At 64.7% G+C, this 16493-nt stretch carries 17 protein-coding genes; 7 read left to right on the top strand and 10 right to left on the bottom strand.

The genetic code is table 11. The features are described from left to right. Positions 1-141 precede the first annotated feature (141 nt). The 4 genes from ACYPYD_RS08320 to ACYPYD_RS08305 all read right to left on the bottom strand — a co-directional run bounded on the left by ACYPYD_RS08320 (position 142) and on the right by ACYPYD_RS08305 (position 4354). Entirely contained in the window at positions 142-666 is a 525-nt protein-coding gene (locus ACYPYD_RS08320; protein ID WP_459662769.1) for a cytochrome P460 family protein, read from the bottom strand. Beyond that, positions 663-1700: an alpha/beta hydrolase gene (locus ACYPYD_RS08315; protein WP_459662768.1), complete on the bottom strand. Its 1038-nt coding sequence runs from the start codon at positions 1698-1700 to the stop codon at positions 663-665. Before ACYPYD_RS08315 ends, ACYPYD_RS08320 begins: the two co-directional genes overlap by 4 nt. A gap of 75 nt (positions 1701-1775) precedes the next feature. Next, a complete protein-coding gene (locus ACYPYD_RS08310) occupies positions 1776-2684 on the bottom strand; it encodes an alpha/beta hydrolase (protein WP_459662767.1) in 909 nt (302 codons plus the stop codon). A 92-nt stretch (positions 2685-2776) separates the two neighbouring features. Next, positions 2777-4354 (bottom strand): ABC-F family ATP-binding cassette domain-containing protein, encoded by a 1578-nt coding sequence (locus tag ACYPYD_RS08305; RefSeq protein WP_459662766.1) that lies wholly within the window; start codon positions 4352-4354, stop codon positions 2777-2779. A 92-nt stretch (positions 4355-4446) separates the two neighbouring features. On the opposite strand from ACYPYD_RS08305, the gene ACYPYD_RS08300 reads away from it, so the two are divergent. Next, entirely contained in the window at positions 4447-5073 is a 627-nt protein-coding gene (locus ACYPYD_RS08300) for a TetR/AcrR family transcriptional regulator (RefSeq protein WP_459662765.1), read from the top strand. 203 nt (positions 5074-5276) lie between these two features. Here the strand turns inward: ACYPYD_RS08300 and ACYPYD_RS08295 are convergent, their stop codons facing one another. Continuing rightward, the gene (locus tag ACYPYD_RS08295; protein ID WP_459662764.1) at positions 5277-6191 is read right to left on the bottom strand and encodes a LysR family transcriptional regulator; all 915 of its coding nucleotides are present in this window, start codon (positions 6189-6191) and stop codon (positions 5277-5279) included. A 139-nt stretch (positions 6192-6330) separates the two neighbouring features. Between ACYPYD_RS08295 and ACYPYD_RS08290 the strand changes: the two genes are divergently transcribed. From ACYPYD_RS08290 to ACYPYD_RS08265, 6 genes are all read left to right on the top strand, one after another. Further along, entirely contained in the window at positions 6331-6819 is a 489-nt protein-coding gene (locus ACYPYD_RS08290) for a (R)-mandelonitrile lyase (protein ID WP_459662763.1), read from the top strand. 3 nt (positions 6820-6822) lie between these two features. Continuing rightward, positions 6823-7068: a tautomerase family protein gene (locus ACYPYD_RS08285; RefSeq protein ID WP_459662762.1), complete on the top strand. Its 246-nt coding sequence runs from the start codon at positions 6823-6825 to the stop codon at positions 7066-7068. A gap of 11 nt (positions 7069-7079) precedes the next feature. Further along, complete coding sequence (locus ACYPYD_RS08280; protein WP_459662761.1) at positions 7080-7970, top strand: aldo/keto reductase; 891 nt, start codon at positions 7080-7082, stop codon at positions 7968-7970. 3 nt (positions 7971-7973) lie between these two features. Then, positions 7974-8741 carry an SDR family oxidoreductase gene (locus tag ACYPYD_RS08275; protein ID WP_459662760.1) on the top strand — a complete coding sequence of 256 codons (768 nt, stop codon included), beginning with the start codon at positions 7974-7976 and terminating at the stop codon, positions 8739-8741. A gap of 86 nt (positions 8742-8827) precedes the next feature. Further along, positions 8828-9160, top strand: a complete 333-nt coding sequence (locus ACYPYD_RS08270) for a carboxymuconolactone decarboxylase family protein (RefSeq protein WP_459662759.1) — start codon at positions 8828-8830, stop codon at positions 9158-9160. A gap of 3 nt (positions 9161-9163) precedes the next feature. Continuing rightward, positions 9164-9580, top strand: a complete 417-nt coding sequence (locus ACYPYD_RS08265) for a putative quinol monooxygenase (protein ID WP_459662758.1) — start codon at positions 9164-9166, stop codon at positions 9578-9580. Between the two features lie 384 nt (positions 9581-9964). On the opposite strand, the gene ACYPYD_RS08260 is transcribed toward ACYPYD_RS08265, so the two are convergent. From ACYPYD_RS08260 to ACYPYD_RS08240, 5 genes are all read right to left on the bottom strand, one after another. Continuing rightward, complete coding sequence (locus ACYPYD_RS08260) at positions 9965-10672, bottom strand: FadR/GntR family transcriptional regulator (RefSeq protein ID WP_459662757.1); 708 nt, start codon at positions 10670-10672, stop codon at positions 9965-9967. After that, the gene (locus tag ACYPYD_RS08255) at positions 10669-11436 is read right to left on the bottom strand and encodes a helix-turn-helix domain-containing protein (RefSeq protein WP_459662756.1); all 768 of its coding nucleotides are present in this window, start codon (positions 11434-11436) and stop codon (positions 10669-10671) included. Before ACYPYD_RS08255 ends, ACYPYD_RS08260 begins: the two co-directional genes overlap by 4 nt. 80 nt (positions 11437-11516) lie before the next feature. After that, the gene (locus tag ACYPYD_RS08250) at positions 11517-12818 is read right to left on the bottom strand and encodes an MFS transporter (RefSeq protein ID WP_459662755.1); all 1302 of its coding nucleotides are present in this window, start codon (positions 12816-12818) and stop codon (positions 11517-11519) included. A gap of 3 nt (positions 12819-12821) precedes the next feature. Then, positions 12822-14231, bottom strand: coding sequence for an FAD-binding oxidoreductase (locus tag ACYPYD_RS08245; RefSeq protein WP_459662754.1), 1410 nt, complete (start codon positions 14229-14231; stop codon positions 12822-12824). An 8-nt stretch (positions 14232-14239) separates the two neighbouring features. Then, positions 14240-16396, bottom strand: a complete 2157-nt coding sequence (locus ACYPYD_RS08240; protein ID WP_459662753.1) for a TonB-dependent receptor — start codon at positions 16394-16396, stop codon at positions 14240-14242. Positions 16397-16493: the final 97 nt, after the last annotated feature.

Genomic DNA, 16493 nt, shown 5'->3' with positions numbered 1-16493 from the left:
TGGCGCAGCTGATCGAGCGCGCCGCCGCCGCGCGGTAACGATTGCGTGCCGATCCAGCCCCCACTCCCCGATCGGCGTGCAATCGCCCACGGCCGGCCATCGCAAGTGCGAGGCCGGCCGTGGGTTCTTTCTGGTCCGGGATTATTGCGCGTACGCGGTGAAGACCTGATCGTCGCCCGGCTCGAGCTTGGCGTGACAGGCGGCGCAGGAGCGTGTGAGAGTTTCGTCAGGGTTAGGTCGGCCATCGTCGAACTGGCCGTATCCCCATCCGCCACTGGTCGCATAGCGGCGCGTATCCTTGACGCTGACCTGCACATTGGTCGGCCTGCCCGCCACGAAGGACTGCGGCGCGGGAAACACGGCGTCGTTGCGCGGGGAGGGCTCATACCGCCACGCCAGCCGGACGATCACCGCGCCATCGGGGAACGGACGGATGCCCTTACGATAGGCGCGCACGGCGATGTCATTGCCGAGGATGGCGCGAATATCGTTGTTCTTCCCAGCCTCGTGCGCGACGCTGATGAGCTTCCAGTCGCGGTATCCGGCGGGAAGCTGCACGCCGTAGACCGGCGCGGCACCGGCTTCACGCCGTACCGCACCGGCCACGCCGGAGCCTCCCAGCAAGGCCAGGGAAGCTCCGAGAACGCAGGTCGAGAGACGGATCATGCGCCCATCCTGCCCGCATCGACGACGGCCTTGGCAAAGGCGACCGGCGCTTCCTGCGGAAGGTTGTGGCCGATGCCGCCGGTGATCAGGCGGTGCTCGTAAAGCCCGGCAAACTTCGCGCGGTAGGCGGCGGGATCGGGATGCGGCGCGCCGTTGACATCGCCCTCCATGGTGATGGCGGGGATCGTGACGGGCGGCCCGGCGGCGAGGCGCGCTTCGGCGGCATCATACTGGCGCTCGCCTTCGGCAAGACCCAGACGCCAGCGATAGTTGTGAATGACGATGGCGACATGGTCCGGATTGACGAAAGATGCCGCCGACGCATCGTAGGTCGCATCGTCGAAGGTCCAGCGCGGAGAGGCCTGTTCCCAGATCAGGCGATTGAACGCTTTGGTATTTGCCGCATAGCCTTCGCGGCCGCGCTCGGTGGCGAAATAGAACTGATACCACCACTGGAGTTCGGCCTTGGGCGGCAGGGGTCTGGCATTGCCCGCTTGGCTGCCGATCAGGTAGCCGCTGACGGAGACCAGCGCCTTGCACCGCTCGGGCCAGAGCACGGCCATGATGTCCGCCGTGCGCGCGCCCCAGTCGAACCCGGCGACCACCGCCTGCCGGATGCCCAGCGCATCCATGAGCGCGATCCCGTCTGCCGCCAGAGCCGCCTGCTGCCCATTGCGCGGGGTTTCGGCGGAGCGGAACGTTGTCGTACCGAAGCCGCGAAGGTGCGGCACGATCACACGATAGCCCTGCGCCGCCAGCAGCGGAGCGACTTCGGCAAAGGCGCGAATGTCATAGGGCCAGCCGTGGAATAGCAGGACTGCCGGGCCGGAAGACGGCCCCGTCTCGACGTAACCGATGTCGAGTGGCCCGGCGGCGATCTGGCGGATCGGCCCGAACGGCCGGATATTAGACACGTTCGCGGCCGCAACCCTTGCCGGGGTCAGACCCGCCATCATGGCGGAGGCCAGCGTGGCCGCGCCGGCGATGAACTCGCGGCGGCGTGGCCGGGGGATTACGGGTGATTGATCGGGCATGACGGGTCTCCTTGCTACGGCAAGCAGGATAGCCGCGCGCTGGCAGGCCCGCCCGTTAGTTGCTGTGATCCGGTGTTAGGTGCGGCTCAGGGCCTCCGCAAAGAACCCTGCAAGCTGCTCGACCACCGCATCGACCGCCTCTTCGCGGTCGTAGAGATCGACGTGGGTGGCACCGGCGATCGTATGCAGGCGCTTGGGGCTGCCTGCGCGTTCATGAGCTTCGTGCGTCATCCAGGCCGTCACGGCCTTTTCCGCCGTAATCATCAGGAGTGGGCGGGGCGCGATGAGGTCGATGAAGCGGAAGGCATCGAACGTCGCCATGCGATCGATGCTGTCCCAGGTCAGCGCCCTGGCCGCACGGGGATGATCGCCGCGCGGCGTGCAGTAGTACTCCCAGCCTTCGAAGACATGAACGCCTTCGGCCCGCGCGCTGGCCTCGTCGGGAGGGAAGATCGGGAAGCCCTCGATCTCGCCCGACGACGCTGCGCGGCTGCGGGCCCGTGCGGCGTCCTCCAGCAGAGCCTTGAGCAGTTCCGGGGGCTGTCTTCCGTCGGCACCAAGGCGGACCTGCCGTCCGACGTCCACCGCAGCCACGGTCGCAACCGCGCTGATCCTTGGATCACCCGCGGCCGCCTGCACGATGTACCCGCCCGATGCGCAGATGCCCAATCCGCCGACCCTTGCGGCGTCGATCCCGGGCTGCGTGCCCAGCCACGACACCGCCGCCTTGAAATCCTCGACACGCTGGGCGGGATCTTCCAGCCCGCGCGGCAGCCCTTCGCTCGCCCCCTGACGCGCTGCGTCGAAAGTCAGCACGCGAAAGCCGCGTACACAAAGCTTTTCGGCATAGAGCGCGGGCGACTGTTCCTTAACCGAACTGCCGGGATGGCCGACGACGAGAGTTGCGCCGTTCGGCTGGTCGGGCACGTAAAGGCAAGCGGCGATGGTCAGGCCTGCACTTGGAAAATTCGCATCGTGTTTCATCGCAACCTCCGCTGATGAATGACAACCGGCTTTGTGGCTGCGGTCACGGCGGAATGCCCGTTATCGTCCGTTAGCGTGTGCGAGCGGCATAACTATGCCAGCACGATCCGACGTTCCATGCCGATCTCCTTGAGGAATGCCTCGTCGTGGCTCACCACCAGCAAGGCCCCGTCGAATGCAGCCAGCGCGGCCTCGATGGCCCGGATGGAATCGAGATCGAGGTGATTGGTCGGCTCGTCGAGGATGAGCATCTCCGGCGGCGTATCTCCACCCAGACGACAGGCAAGAGCCGCGCGCAGGATCTGTCCTCCGCTCAGGGTGCCGACCACTTGCAGCGCGCTGTCGGCCCGGAACAGGAAGCCTGCCAGCATCGCCCGGCAGGCGTTTTCGTCCTTGCCGGGATTGAGGCGCCGGTAGTTGTCGAGGATGGTCGCCTCGGGATCGAGCAACGCGGCGTTCTGGTCCAGAAAGGCGACCGTACCGCGGAGCGCCATAGTACCGCCGAGCAGGGCAAGATCGCCCGCCACGGTCCGCAGAAGCGTGCTCTTGCCGCAGCCGTTCGGCCCGGTCACCGCGATCCGCTCCGGGCCGACGATCGTGAAATCGATATTCTGCCGGATCGGATTGGCAGGATCATGGCCGATCGCCGCCCCATGCATCTCCAGCACGGTACGACCCGAGGGAACCTTCGTCGTCGGCAGCACGATCGACAGCGATTGCAAGACTTCGATCTTCGCCTGTGCCGCCGCCACGTCCCGCGCGGCGTCATCGCCCAGCCGGGCCTTAAGCCGCTGATCGCCTCCGCCGCTGGCCTCGGCGGCATTACGCCGCGCCCCTGCAAGGATCTTCGGCATGTCGCCGCGCGCCGCCTTGCGTGCTCCGGCGGCGTCGCGGCGCTGTTTGCGCTCGTCGGCGATCCGGCTGCGGCGCACGATTTCGGCCTGCCGCTTGCGGGCATCGAGCAGATTCTGTTCGGCGGCCTGCAATTCCAGCGCCTTGCTCTGGCGATAGGCGCTCCAGTTGCCGCCATACTGCGTCGCTCCAAGCGTCGTCAGTTCGACGATGGCGTCCATGTGCTCCAGCAGTTCGCGGTCGTGGCTCACCACCACCAGCCCGGCGGACCATCCATCGACGAGGCGCAGCACCGCGTCTCGCCCCGCGCGGTCGAGATTGTTGGTAGGCTCATCCAACAACAGGAAATCAGGCTCTGCAAAGATCGCCGCCGCCAGCGCCGCGCGCGTGCGCTGCCCGCCCGAGAGCCCGGCCAACAGCGTCGCGGCAGAAGCATCCAGTCCGACACGGGCGAGCGCAGCGTCGATGCGTTCCTCGATCGTCCAGTCGGCGTTTTCGAGATCGTCCAGCGTCGCCTCTCCGCCTGCTGCGCGCGCCAGCACGTCGAGGGCGGTACGCACGCCGAAGAGATCGGCGATCCGGTCCGATGCCGCCGGTTGCAGGACCTGATGCATCAGGTGAACGGTCCCGGCCGTCGAACGTGTACCGGAAGAGGGCGTCAAGTCGCCCGCCATGATCCGCAGCAGCGTACTTTTGCCTACGCCATTGCGTCCGACCAGCCCTGTGCGCCGAAGGCCGAAAGTCAGATCGATCTCACGAAAGACCGGGTGCCCCGCAGGCGTGACCCAATTGACGCGGGACAAGGAAATGGAAGACAAGCGCGACTCGCTTTACTATTAACAGCACTGTATCGTGTCGTTTAATCGATGCCGGGTCAATGGCCGGGATGTGAAGGGAAGTCAGGCGAGGCATGGGGCGACCGACGAAGGCGCAAGCGCAGGCATGGACGCGGGAACTGCTCGATACGGCGCGCGTCCTGTTTTGCGAGCGAGGCTATGCGGGCGCATCGCTCGATGAACTGGCCGTGCGCCTGCGTTGCTCCAAGCATTCGATCTACCGCCGTTTCGCCGACAAGGAGGCGCTTTTCTGCGCAGTGGTTGATCGAGACGTCGCCGGCTTCATTTCGCAACTTAAAGCCTCAGGAATACCTAGTTCATCTCCACACGAGGTCTTGCGTGCCATGGCTCGGACCTATTTCGGCTTCGGTGCTTCGCGCGAACATGCGGCATTGTACGCAGCGTTGAACCTGGAGGCCGCCACTTCACCTCGGCTGCGAATGCTGGCGCAGCAATGGGCTGCACAAGCGCTTACGCCTTTGCGAGATGCGGTGGCGAGCGCGATGCCCGGGACTGATGCTGAAGAGTTGTGCGATATTCTAATCGACTTGCTCGATGGTGCCGCGAACAGGCTCAGATTAAGCGACGATATGCAACCAAAGACTGAAACGGCTTTCTCGGCCAGGTGGGATTTCTTCGTCAGTGGGCAGGTACAAGATTGTCACGCCAGTGCTGCTAAACACGGCCAATTCGATCGCTGATGGGGCTCGAGATTACCGGGAGCCTTTCTCAAATCGTTCATCCTGCTGGCGGCCAATCTCGGGTGCCCAGAATGGGGAAGCAGACTGACCGCACTTGGGAACGTAAAATCGGGGGCTGAATGGCTACAATGGGTCGGGAGCCGAGGCCACTCTCGGACTTCGCCGCAGTGTAGGTTCTATAAGTTGATCGGCAACCCGTGACTTCAATCGGGATCGTCCAAGGGACGAATCTCCCGGATCAAATCCACGAGAAGCCGCAGGGCGGTCGGAACTTGCCGTCGGCCGGAATAATAGACGTGGAAGCCTTCGCCCATCGACGCCCAGTCGCCCAACACAACCTTCAGAGCGCCACGTTGCAGATGAGGCCGGAGTATGGGCTCCGCGCCGTAGATGATGCCGACGCCGCCAAGACCGAAGCTTATCGCCGGATGGCTGCTGTCCACCGTCAACGGCCCGGGCATCGGAACGGCGACCGCTTCCTCTTCCCGTTCAAACTCCCACTGGTATATTTGATCATTGCCAAGGCGGATGCGGATGCAGCGATGGTGTTGCAGATCGTGCGGCACCATCGGCGTGCCGAAGCGCTCGAGATAAGCGGGTGATGCCGCCGCGATCCAGCGAATATCGGGTGAGAGCCGTTGTGCGATCATGTCTTCGGGAACCGTGCCGCCGTAGCGTATACCGGCATCGAAGCTACCCGCTGTGACGTCGATCAGCCGGTTGCTCACGCTGATATCAACCTCGACCTCGGGATAACGGTCGACGAAGATCGGCATGACGGGTTCGAGCAGGAGCGGCACGGCGTCCTCAAGGATGCTGATCCGGACGCGTCCCGTCGGCGCATCGCGGAACCTGTTGAGGTTTTCCGCCGCCTCGCTGACCGTCCGCAACGGATCTTCAATCGAAGCCCGAAGTTCCTCTCCTGCGGCTGTCAGCGTGACGCTTCGCGTGGTTCTATTCAACAATCGCACGCCCCGCCTTGCTTCCAGTCCGGAAATGGCGTGGCTGATCGCTGAGGTTGTGACGCCCATCTCCAGAGCCGCGCGCCGGAAATTGGCGTGCTTCGCTACAGCGAGGAAGTAGAGAAAATCCGCTAGGTCCGACCGGCTGATCTGCATCGCGGCTCCTTATCAGACTGTTGATCTATATTCATCAGTTCATTGCGTGCGAGGGCGCTAATCCTGACCGCCTGAACGTCCTAAATTGTTGCCACGCCGACCGTTCCCGAACGGACATCTCGAAGGGAAGCTGGCCATCATGATCAAAGCCGCAATCGCCGTTGCCGCGCTTCTGTCGACCAACAGCTTTGCCATGGCGCAAGAAGGAACGACCAACATGGAAATCACACGCGAAGCCGATCAGCAGACCGTCGATGGACCGGCCGAATTCTTCACGGGCAAGGTTACGGTCAGGGGGCAGTTCCAGCGCCCGGCTCCGTCGCGCGTGACCGGCGGCATCGTCCATTTCGAGCCCGGCGCCCGCAGCGCCTGGCATACCCATCCTGCCGGCCAGACGCTGATCGTCACCGAAGGCGTGGGCTGGACCCAAATCGAGGGTGGCGGAAAATACGAGTTTCATGCCGGTGACATCCTGTGGTGTCCGGCGGACAAAAAGCATTGGCATGGCGCCACCGCGCACGAGAGCATTACCCACATCGCCATTCAGGACATGGTCGACGGCAAGAATGTCGTCTGGATGGAGAAGGTCACCGATGAAGAGTATCTCGCCCCGCTGGCGAGCGATTGAGCCGTGCCGCATATCGTCGTCAAGCTGTGGCCGGGTAAATCCGAGGCGCAGATCCGCGCGTTAACCGATGCCATTGTCCTCGAGACGTGCCGCGTCCTGACTTATAGCGAAGCGGCGGTGTCTGTCGGCATCGAGGAGGTTGGTCCCGACGACTGGACTGTCCGCGTCTACGAGCCCGAAATTCAGGGCAAGTGGGCCACTCTGACCAAGACGCCGGGCTATGGCCCGGGTGCCGACATTGAATCATGAAGGTGCATGACATGATATTGAACGATACGTTCACGCTGGCCAACGGCGTCAAGATTCCGAAGCTGGGCCTAGGTACCTGGCGCATCTCCGACGCTGATACCATAGGGGTAGTGCGCGAGGCTATCGGGATCGGCTATCGCCATATCGATACCGCGCAGGCCTATGGGAACGAGCATGGGGTTGGCGAAGGCATTCGCACCGGCGTTACGGCGCGCGACGATATCTTCGTGACGACGAAACTCGCTGCAGAGAGCAAGACCTTTGCCGAGGCGAAGGCGCGCATCGACGGATCGCTCCAGGCGCTCGGGCTGGATCATATTGACCTGCTGCTGATCCATAGTCCGCAGCCATGGGCGGAATTCCGCGAGGGTGAGCATTTCTTCGAGGGCAACCTCGAAGCGTGGCGCGCGCTGGAAGATGCCTATGCGGCAGGCAAGGTCCGTGCGATCGGCGTCTCGAACTTCGAGCGGGCGGATCTCGACAATCTGTTCGACAACGGCAGCGTTGCGCCGATGGCCAACCAGATCCTCGCCCATGTCGGCAACACGCCGTTCGATCTGATCGACTATTCGCGATCGAAGGGCATGCTCGTCGAAGCCTATTCACCCGTGGCGCACGGTGCGGCGCTCAAGGACGCACGACTTGGCGGGCTTGCGGAGGGCTATGGAGTGAGCATTGCGCAGCTCTGCATCCGATATTGTCTCCAGCTTGGCCTGCTCCCGCTGCCCAAGACGGCAACGGCGGCGCATCTGCGGGACAATGCCGAGGTAGATTTCGTCATTTCCGACGCCGACATGGCCGTCCTCAAGGAATTCGACGCCGTCACGGATTATGGCGAAGCGAGCACATTCCCGGTGTTCGGCAAGAAGCGGCAGGCTGCCGATGCGGAGCGGAAGGGGTGAGCCATGAACCCAGTATATGATTTCAAAGGTCAGGTCGCGCTGGTGACCGGCGCGGCCAAGGGAATGGGGCTAGCCACCGCGCAGGCCTTCACCGCGAACGGCGCATCGGTCGTGCTGGTGGATATCGACGGCGAACTCGCCAACCGCGAAGCGGAACGGATCGTCAGCAAGGGCGGTGTAGCAATGGGCATCGCGTGCGACGTCGCCGACGAAACGCAGGTGGCTGCGATGATTGATCTGGCGGTCGCCCGCTACGGCAGGCTGGACATGGCGTTCAACAACGCGGGTATTCAGGTGCCGCCATCCGACGCGGCCGATGAGCCGCTGGAAAACTTCGAGCGCGTGACCGCCGTCAACCAGCGCGGCGTCTGGGCGTGCATGAAGCACGAACTGCGGATCATGCGCGCGCAGGGATCGGGAGCGATCGTGAACTGTTCGTCGCTCGGCGGCCTGGTCGGCCTGCCGCAGCGCGCCACCTACCACGGCACAAAGCACGCCGTGATCGGGATGACCAAAAGCGCTGGTGTCGAATATGCGCCGCGCGGCGTCCGCATCAACGCCATCTGTCCCGGCACGATCGACACGCCGATGGTGCAGGACATGCTGACCGGCCAGCCGGACGCTATGGCCGGGATCATGAAGGAACAGCCGATCGGTCGCCTCGGCCGCGCCGAGGAGATCGCCGCCGCCGTATTGTGGCTTTGCAGCCCGGCGGCGAGCTTCGTGATCGGCGCCGCACTGCCTGTCGATGGCGGGTTTACGGCGCACTGATCGCAATGGACGCAGGTTTCACCCGTCGAACCACGATTACGATAGCCATGGTCGCTGCAACACCATGGCCCCTCGCTGCAGGAGTAATGAAGATGCCGACCGAACCGACCAATGCCCGCAAATCCTTCGGCGACATCGCGCCGCACCTCGCCGAAATCACGGATAAGGTGTTGTTCGGCGATGTCTGGGAGAACCCTGCACTGAAGCCCCGCGACCGCAGCCTGGTCACGATCACCTGCCTGATCGCGATGTACCGGATCAACGAGATGCCGTTTCACATCAAGAAGGCGCTTGAAAATGGCGTGACGAAGGATGAGATCGTCGAGGCCGTCACCCATATCGCCTTCTACGCCGGATGGCCGCCGGCGATGACCGCGCTGCCGATCTTGAAGCAGGCATTCGAAGAAGCCGGCGTCTGAAGGATGAAAGCACGGTTTGCTGGCGTCGGCGCAGCATTGGTCGGCGCCATTGCGCTGACCCTATCAGGAGGCCACGCCATGGCGGAACCCGAAAGCCATCCCATCGTCCGGATTGCAGAATTGGTCATCCATCCAGCTCAGATCGATGCCTACAAAGCCTATCTGATGGAAGAGATTGAAGCGTCGGTTCGCGTCGAGCCGGGCGTGTTGTCGCTGAACGCCGTGTCCGTAAAGGGCGATCCGGCGCAGATCCGCATATTGGAGGTCTACGCCGATCAGGCCGCCTACGAGGCGCATCTGAAGACGCCGCATTTCCTCAAATATAAGAACGGCACCGCCACGATGGTACGCTCGCTCAGGTTGATCGAGACCGATCCGATCATGCTTCGCGCCAAAAGCACCGGGTCCCGCCCGCGGTGACCAGCCCGTGCGGCGCGACGCCGTTCGTCTAGCCCGCGCTCATCAGCGCGGGGCTGGGTCCGGCTGTACCGGTCATGGCGGGCGTTCGTATTGCGTTTCCAAGCGGAGGAAAGCGAGTTGAGGCATCCGCCAGGCAAAGCCCCGATGAAAATCGCTGTAAAGGGCTCGGCAACTGGCGAGCCAAACAACTGATCGGTTCCGGCGGTAGCCGTCGTTCCAGTAACGGCAGCGGAGCGGAGGGAATTAGTTGATAACTGCTCGGATAGTAGACCGTCAGCAGCCGGGCACCAAAAATTGGATGCTGAGAGTCTGCAATGGGTCGGAAGCGCTATATTTTGTGTGCGAGCACAAAGGTTGGAGGGCAAACTCTCAAATAGCTTTCCATTAAAATCTCTTAGACAGATTATCGCCGATCGACGCATCGAAATGCGCCTCCATCGCGGCGGCGGCCTCGGCGGGCTGCTTGTCGGCGATGGCTTCGGCGATACGCCTGTGCAGCGAGAGAATCGCTGTCTTCTCAGCCTGAGCGTGGCGGGTTTCCCAGGCGCGCGGAACGGCAATCTCCATTTGCGGCGCGAAGGAACGCACGATCTGGGCGAACAGCATATTGCCGGTCGAGGCGGCGAGGATCTGATGGAACTGCGTGTCGTGCGCAGTCATCAGCGCCATGTCGGCCTGATCGCGGACCATCGCATCGGCAAGCGCCAAGATCTGCCGGGCCTGCTCGTCGCTGCGGCGTTCGGCTGCAAGGGCGGCGATGCGCACTTCGAGCGTGCGGCGCACGTCCCACACTTCGGCGACGCTGATCTGAGAGGTGGTGACGGCGTGGTCCAGCGAGGCGCCCATCACCGAGCCGTCGATCGCGCCGACCCGCGCCCGGCGGCCATTGCCGACATCGAGCAGCCGCAGCGCTGCCAGCGCTCCGAAGGCCTCGCGCATGACCGCACGACTGACGCCCAGCGTGGCGGCGAAATGGCCTTCGCCGGGCAGGCTGTCGCCCACTTTCAGGTCATGGTCGCGGATGTGATTGCGCACCGCCTGGACCGCGTGGTCCACCAACGAGCCGCCATTGTCGATGGGCCGCGTGCTCATGCCGCAAGGCTCCGAGCGCGCAGCCGGGTGGGCACTTCGCCGAAGTGCCGCACGAAGGCGCGGGTGAAGCTGGCATTGTTGAGATAGCCGCAGCGATAGCCGATCGAGGATACCGGGAGGTCGGTCGCCAGCAGCATCTGCCGCGCTTCGCCAAGGCGGTGCCCGGAAATCGCGTCGGCCACGGTGCAGTCGAACATCTCGCGAAAGCCCCGCGTCAGCTTGCCGCGATTGAGGCCCGATGCGCGGGCGATCATGTCCAGCGTCAGCTTCTCGGCCCAGCGCTCGTCGATCACCCGCCGCGCTGCCAGCAGGCGCTGGGTGTCTTCGGGAGACAGCGCGCCATCCGCGCTCATCGGCACCAGCGCATCGACGCCGCGCGCGCGCAGCAGGTCGCACAGCAGTTCGATGCTCTTGGCCAGTCGATAGGGCGTGGCCGCCGCTTCCGGCAGGTCGCAGTCGCGGATCGCCAGCGCGATCGTACGCAGTGGGGCGGGGACGTGGAACAGAGCATTCTCGGCAAAGCGCAAGGAACCGCCGGCGATCCGCTCGCACGCATTGCGCGAGACCAGCAGGATCAGGCGGGCTTCGACCTCGCTGTCGAGCAGGCGGACACTGGGTCTGGAAAGGTAGCGCAGGCTGGCGACCCTGTCCTTCGTTCCGAACGTCATGACGAACCCGACCGCGCGCGGTGGCGGGCCGATCCGGCCGACCTTGCCGGGGCCTACGAGTGTGAGCATCTCGGGTGAAACCTCGATCGCAGCCATCTGGCCTTGCATGCGGGCAGCCTCTCGTTTTGTTCTTCGGGAGAGAGTTTAACCTATCTGATAGCTGCCGACAATAGCTATCAGATAGGTCTGCGCGTCGCCGACAGTGGGGCGTGGCGCCTGGCCTGCGCGAAGGCGAGCGCCGAGATCACGCTGACGCCCACCCCGACGAGGGCCAGCCCCTGGCCGAGATGCGCCTCGCCGCCGAGCAGGCCGCTGACCGCCGTGACCAGCGAAGGGGCGACACCGAAGCCGACGAGGCCGGCAAGCGCGATGAACGCGCCGATGCACAGGCCGCGCAGCTCGTTGGGGATCAATACCGTCAATGCCACCGAGGTGATGAGCCCGGTGATCGTCCCGCACAACATCAGCATGCCGATGGCGAGCGCGAAGAGCGGAACGGTGGGCGCGACGGGAAACAGCGCGGCGGGCACACCGATCGCCGCCGCCACGACCGCGCCGGTCAGAAGGCCGCCGCGCCGGGCGCTTTTGTGACCGAAGTCAGCCGCGATGCCGCCCAGGATCGAGCCTGCCACGCCGGTCGCGAAGATCAGCGCGCCCATCCACCCGGCAAAGTCCTGCGGGGCAAGGCCGTAGCTGCGCGAAAGGACGGGCGAGGCCCAGATCGCGGCGGCGGCATCGGCCATCACCACGCCGACCTGCCCCACGAACAGCGGTATCAGGAACGCGCGGCGGGCCCACAGTTCACCCGCAACGACGCGCAAGGGCGCATGCGTGCTGGCCACCACCTCCTGCCGTGCGGGTTCGCGCAAGGTCAGCAGCGGCAGGGTAAGCGCCAGGCTGATCGCGGCCAGCAGGACATGAGTGCTCCGCCACGGTGCCAGACCGGAAAGACCGGGCAGCGACGCGTGAAGCAGCAGGCCGAGCAGCCAGCCCGCCAGCGCGAAGGCACCGGCCTGGCCCAGACATTTGCCCAGGGTGACGACCAGCATCGCCCGACCGCGCTGCGCGGGGCCGCACCAGTCTGCGGTCAGCGAGAGCGCGGCGGTCAGCGCGCCGGTGGTGCCGATGCCCGCCAGCATGCGCGCGGCGAACAGCACGGGAATGCTCTGCGCGAAGGCTGTCAGCAGCGTTCCGGTGGTCCAGATCAGGCTCAGTGCGATCAGGAGGCGCACCCGGTTGCGGCGATCGACGAGGATGCCGATGGGAATCGAGAACAGCACCAGCGGCACCGCCGCCGACACGCCCTGCACGACGCCCAGCGTGGTATCGCTGAGGCCCATTTCCGCCTTGGCGCCTTCCTGCACCATGCTGAACGAGCCCATCATCGTGAAGCCCGCCGCCATCGCGATAGCCAGGATCAGCAACGGGATCAGGCGGCTGGAGAAAGTGGGAGCGGCGGGTAGGGCGATGCTTGCCACCGATCAGCCCTCCTTCGCGAAGATCTTGCCCGGATTGAACAGGTCGTGCGGGTCGATCGCCTGCTTGATAAGGCGCATCAGGCGTACCGCGTCACCCAGTTCCTCGACCAGCCAGTCCTGCTTCCCAAGGCCGATGCCGTGTTCCCCGGTGCAGGTGCCGTCCATTGCCAGCGCCCGGCGCACGAGGCGTTCGTTGATCGCTTCCACTTCGACCATTTCCTCAGGCACGGTGGGATCGACCGAGAAGACGACGTGGAAGTTGCCGTCGCCCACATGGCCCAGGATCGTGCCGGGGACGCTCGAGGTTTCGAGGTCCTGCTTGGTTTCGGTAATGCACTGGGCAAGGCGGCTGATCGGCACGCAGACGTCCGTTGCCCAGCCGACCGCGCCGGGACGCAGGTTGACGGCGGCGTAGTAGGCCTCGTGCCGGGCCTTCCACAGTTTCGAGCGTTCTTCGGGCAGGTTCGACCAGCGGAACTGGCCGCCGCCGTTCATTCCGGCGATCTCCTCCACCGTTCGAACCTGCTCCTCCACATAAGTTTGCGACCCGTGGAACTCGAAGAAGAGCGTCGTCAGCTCGGGATAGTCGAGCTTGGACCAGCGGTTGACGGCGCGCATCTGCGTGTCGTCGAGAATTTCCACCCGCGCCAGCGGCACACCGATCTGGATCGCCTGCACCACCGTATCGACCGCGCCTTCCAGCGTCTCGAAGCTGCAGACGGCGGACGATATCGCTTCCGGGATGCCGTGGAGGCGCAGGGTCACTTCGGTGATGATGCCCAGCGTTCCCTCGCTGCCGATCATCAGGCGGGTGAGATCGTACCCGGCCGCCGACTTGCGGGCGCGGCGGCTGGTGCGGATGTCCTTGCCGTCGGGCGTCACCACCCGCAACGACAGGATCGCCTCGCGCATGGTGCCGTAGCGCACCGCGTTGGTGCCCGAGGCACGGGTGGCCGCCATGCCGCCGATGGTTGCGTTGGCGCCCGGATCGATCGGGAAGAACAGGCCCATGTCGCGCAAGTGCTCGTTGAGCTGTTCGCGCCGTACCCCGGCCTGCACCGTGCAGTCGAAGTCCTCGGCATGGACTTCGAGGATCGCGTCCATCCGGCTGAGGTCCACCGTCACCCCGCCGCGCACGGGAATGGTGTTGCCCTCGATCGACGTGCCAGCGCCGAAGGGAATGACGGGTACCTGCGCCGCGCCGCACAGCTTGACCAGCGACACCACTTCCTTGGTCGAGAGGGGGAAGACCACCGCATCGGGCAGGCTCGGCGTGAAGTGCGCTTCGCTGCTGCCGTGCTGCAGGCGTATCGCCTCGCCCATCTGCAGGCGATCGCCGAACAGGCTGCGCAGCGCCGTCAGGAAACCTTCGGGCAGAGGCTTGCGCGGCTGCGGGGTGTAGTGGGCTGACATGGTGTCCCTCAGAAACGGAAGCTGGCGCGCACGCCGTAGCGGCGCAGGTCGCCGATGATGCCGAGGTCGGACGCGGGCAGCCCGGCAAGCGCCAGCGTCGTCTGCTCGATGTAGCTGTCGAAATACTTCTTGTTGAACAGGTTGTTGCCGAAAACCGCGAGTTCGACATTGCCCATGCGGTAGGTGATCGAACCGTTGGCAAGGACGTAGCTCTTGAGGATCGTCGGCGTCGTCTGGTTCAGGCTGGCGGCCGAGCGGCTGCCCTTGCCGTTGACGCTGGCGCTGAAGGTGAGGCTGTTCTCACCGACCGGCACGACGTAATCGCTCGACAGGTTGAACATCCAGTCGGGCTGGAAGGTCAGACGGTCTGTCGCCAGGGTACGGCCAGTGACGGCGGTGTAAGGCGAACTGTCGGTCAGGCGGGCATGCATGTAAGTGGCACCGCCCGAGAGGGTCCATTCCGGCACCGGCTTGAAAGTGGCCTCCACTTCAGCGCCGTAGCTTTCGACGTCACCCGAATTGAGATCGACGGTGACGAGCCCGCCGGTCGAAGCCGGAGCGATCGAGTTGAGGCCGATGTAGTTCTTGTAATCGGAATAGAACACGTCGCCCGCAAGGGTGAAGCTGCGATCGGCCGAAGCGTACTTGGCGCCCACTTCGTAAGTCCAGGCGGAGTCGCCTTTGTAGACGCGCACCGGGGCCGTCACCGCGTTGAAGCCGCCGCCGCGATAGCCGCGCGCGACCGAGGCGTATGTCATGAACTCCTTGTTCCAGTGCCGCGTCACCGAAAGGCGCGGCTCGACCTGGTTGGACTTCAGGCCGACGCTGGTGGGCGTGCCGCCATTGACACGGCCGGTCGCGGAGCGGTCTTCGTGATCGTAGCGCAGGCCGAGCGCGACTTCCCAGTCAGGGCTCGGCTTCCAGAACGCGGTGCCGAAGGCGGCGTAGGTATCGGCCTTGGTCGAATTCTGCGCGCGGTTGTTGAGGCTGAGGCCGATCAGCGGGATGGCGATGTTGGTCAGCTGGTCGGAGCGGGTCGTCTCGCGGCTGTAGAAGAGACCGAACAGCGTGGAGAACTGGTCGCTCAATTCGGTGTCGAAGCGCAGTTCCACGGTCTTGGTGCGCAAGGCATCGGTGCTGTTCTGGCGCACGGCGGGGATCGGCAGGGCGGGGTTGCTCGGACCGAAATCACCGTCGGTGTCGGGCGCGCTGCTGTTGCGCAGATCGTAGGCGGCGAGCAGCGAGACCTTGGTGTTCAGCGCCTCGATCGGGCTTTCGATGCGGGCGTTGATGCCGCGGTACTTGTACGTGGTGGTGCCGAGGCTGTCGAACTGGTTGTCGCGCGAATAGTCGGTCGGGCCGGTGACGCGGGCATAGGGGACGTTGGCGCCCTTCACCCAGTCGTAATAGCCGTTGACCACGATGGTCAGGTCATCGGTGGGTGTGGCGCGGATGGTTGTGTTGACCGAATCGGTGTTCAGCTTGTTCGCCTTGCCGCCGATATTGGTGTTGTTGATGAAGCCGTCCTGCTGGCGGTGCGAGGCGCCGACGCGGATCGCCAGCTTGTCGGTGACGATCGGGGCCGAGACGGAGCCGGACACCAGCCAGGCATTGTCCGGCCCGGCATAGCTGGCCTGACCCCGCGTTTCGAAGTCGTTGCCGGGCTGGCGGGTGATGACGTTGATGGCGCCGCCCAGCGTGTTCTTGCCGTAGAGGGTGCCCTGCGGCCCGCGCAGCACTTCGATCCGCTCCACGTCGAGCAGCGGGTTATTGAGATAGGCGGTGTTGGGGCGGTAGATGCCGTCCACGAACAGGCCGACACCCGGCTGGACAGACTGCACCAGCGTCACGCCGACGCCGCGGATCGATACGAAGGCACGGCCCGCGCCGTCGCTGCTGATGTTGAGGCCCGGCGTCAGCACCGCCGCCTCGCGCACCGAATTGATGTTGCGTCTGGCCAGCGCATCGCCGCTGACAGCGGTGACGGCGACGGGAACATCGAGCAGCGTCTCGGCGCGCTTGCGGGCGGTGACGACGATCTCGGGGGCGGTGTCGGTAGCGGCAGATGGGGCGGCAGTCGCGGCGCTTTGCGCCATCGCCGGGCCGGAGGCGGTAACTGCGGCCAGGAACGAAACACCGGCGAGCAGGCAGATCCGTGATTTCATAGTTCTCTCCCGACGCCGCTCTCTCGGGTACGTGCCCGAGGAGTCGGCGTTGCAACCTATATGACAGGTCTAACCTATCTGAAAGGTTAAGCGAGGG

Source organism: Novosphingobium sp. 11B (assembly GCF_054589055.1).
Note: the sequence above shows the minus strand (reverse complement) of the source record. Positions and strands in the feature narration are given on the sequence as shown.

Excerpts from the sequence above, each read along its gene's own strand:
- ACYPYD_RS08245 (WP_459662754.1), bottom strand. The coding sequence starts at position 14,231 with ATGTCAGCCCACTACACCCCGCAGCCGCGCAAGCCTCTGCCCGAAGGT.
- ACYPYD_RS08275 (WP_459662760.1), top strand. The coding sequence starts at position 7,974 with ATGAACCCAGTATATGATTTCAAAGGTCAGGTCGCGCTGGTGACCGGC.
- ACYPYD_RS08280 (WP_459662761.1), top strand. The coding sequence starts at position 7,080 with ATGATATTGAACGATACGTTCACGCTGGCCAACGGCGTCAAGATTCCG.
- ACYPYD_RS08295 (WP_459662764.1), bottom strand. The coding sequence starts at position 6,191 with ATGCAGATCAGCCGGTCGGACCTAGCGGATTTTCTCTACTTCCTCGCT.
- ACYPYD_RS08300 (WP_459662765.1), top strand. The coding sequence starts at position 4,447 with ATGGGGCGACCGACGAAGGCGCAAGCGCAGGCATGGACGCGGGAACTG.
- ACYPYD_RS08315 (WP_459662768.1), bottom strand. The coding sequence starts at position 1,700 with ATGCCCGATCAATCACCCGTAATCCCCCGGCCACGCCGCCGCGAGTTC.
- ACYPYD_RS08270 (WP_459662759.1), top strand. The coding sequence starts at position 8,828 with ATGAAGATGCCGACCGAACCGACCAATGCCCGCAAATCCTTCGGCGAC.
- ACYPYD_RS08265 (WP_459662758.1), top strand. The coding sequence starts at position 9,164 with ATGAAAGCACGGTTTGCTGGCGTCGGCGCAGCATTGGTCGGCGCCATT.
- ACYPYD_RS08240 (WP_459662753.1), bottom strand. The coding sequence starts at position 16,396 with ATGAAATCACGGATCTGCCTGCTCGCCGGTGTTTCGTTCCTGGCCGCA.
- ACYPYD_RS08310 (WP_459662767.1), bottom strand. The coding sequence starts at position 2,684 with ATGAAACACGATGCGAATTTTCCAAGTGCAGGCCTGACCATCGCCGCT.
- ACYPYD_RS08320 (WP_459662769.1), bottom strand. The coding sequence starts at position 666 with ATGATCCGTCTCTCGACCTGCGTTCTCGGAGCTTCCCTGGCCTTGCTG.
- ACYPYD_RS08260 (WP_459662757.1), bottom strand. The coding sequence starts at position 10,672 with ATGAGCACGCGGCCCATCGACAATGGCGGCTCGTTGGTGGACCACGCG.
- ACYPYD_RS08290 (WP_459662763.1), top strand. The coding sequence starts at position 6,331 with ATGATCAAAGCCGCAATCGCCGTTGCCGCGCTTCTGTCGACCAACAGC.
- ACYPYD_RS08255 (WP_459662756.1), bottom strand. The coding sequence starts at position 11,436 with ATGGCTGCGATCGAGGTTTCACCCGAGATGCTCACACTCGTAGGCCCC.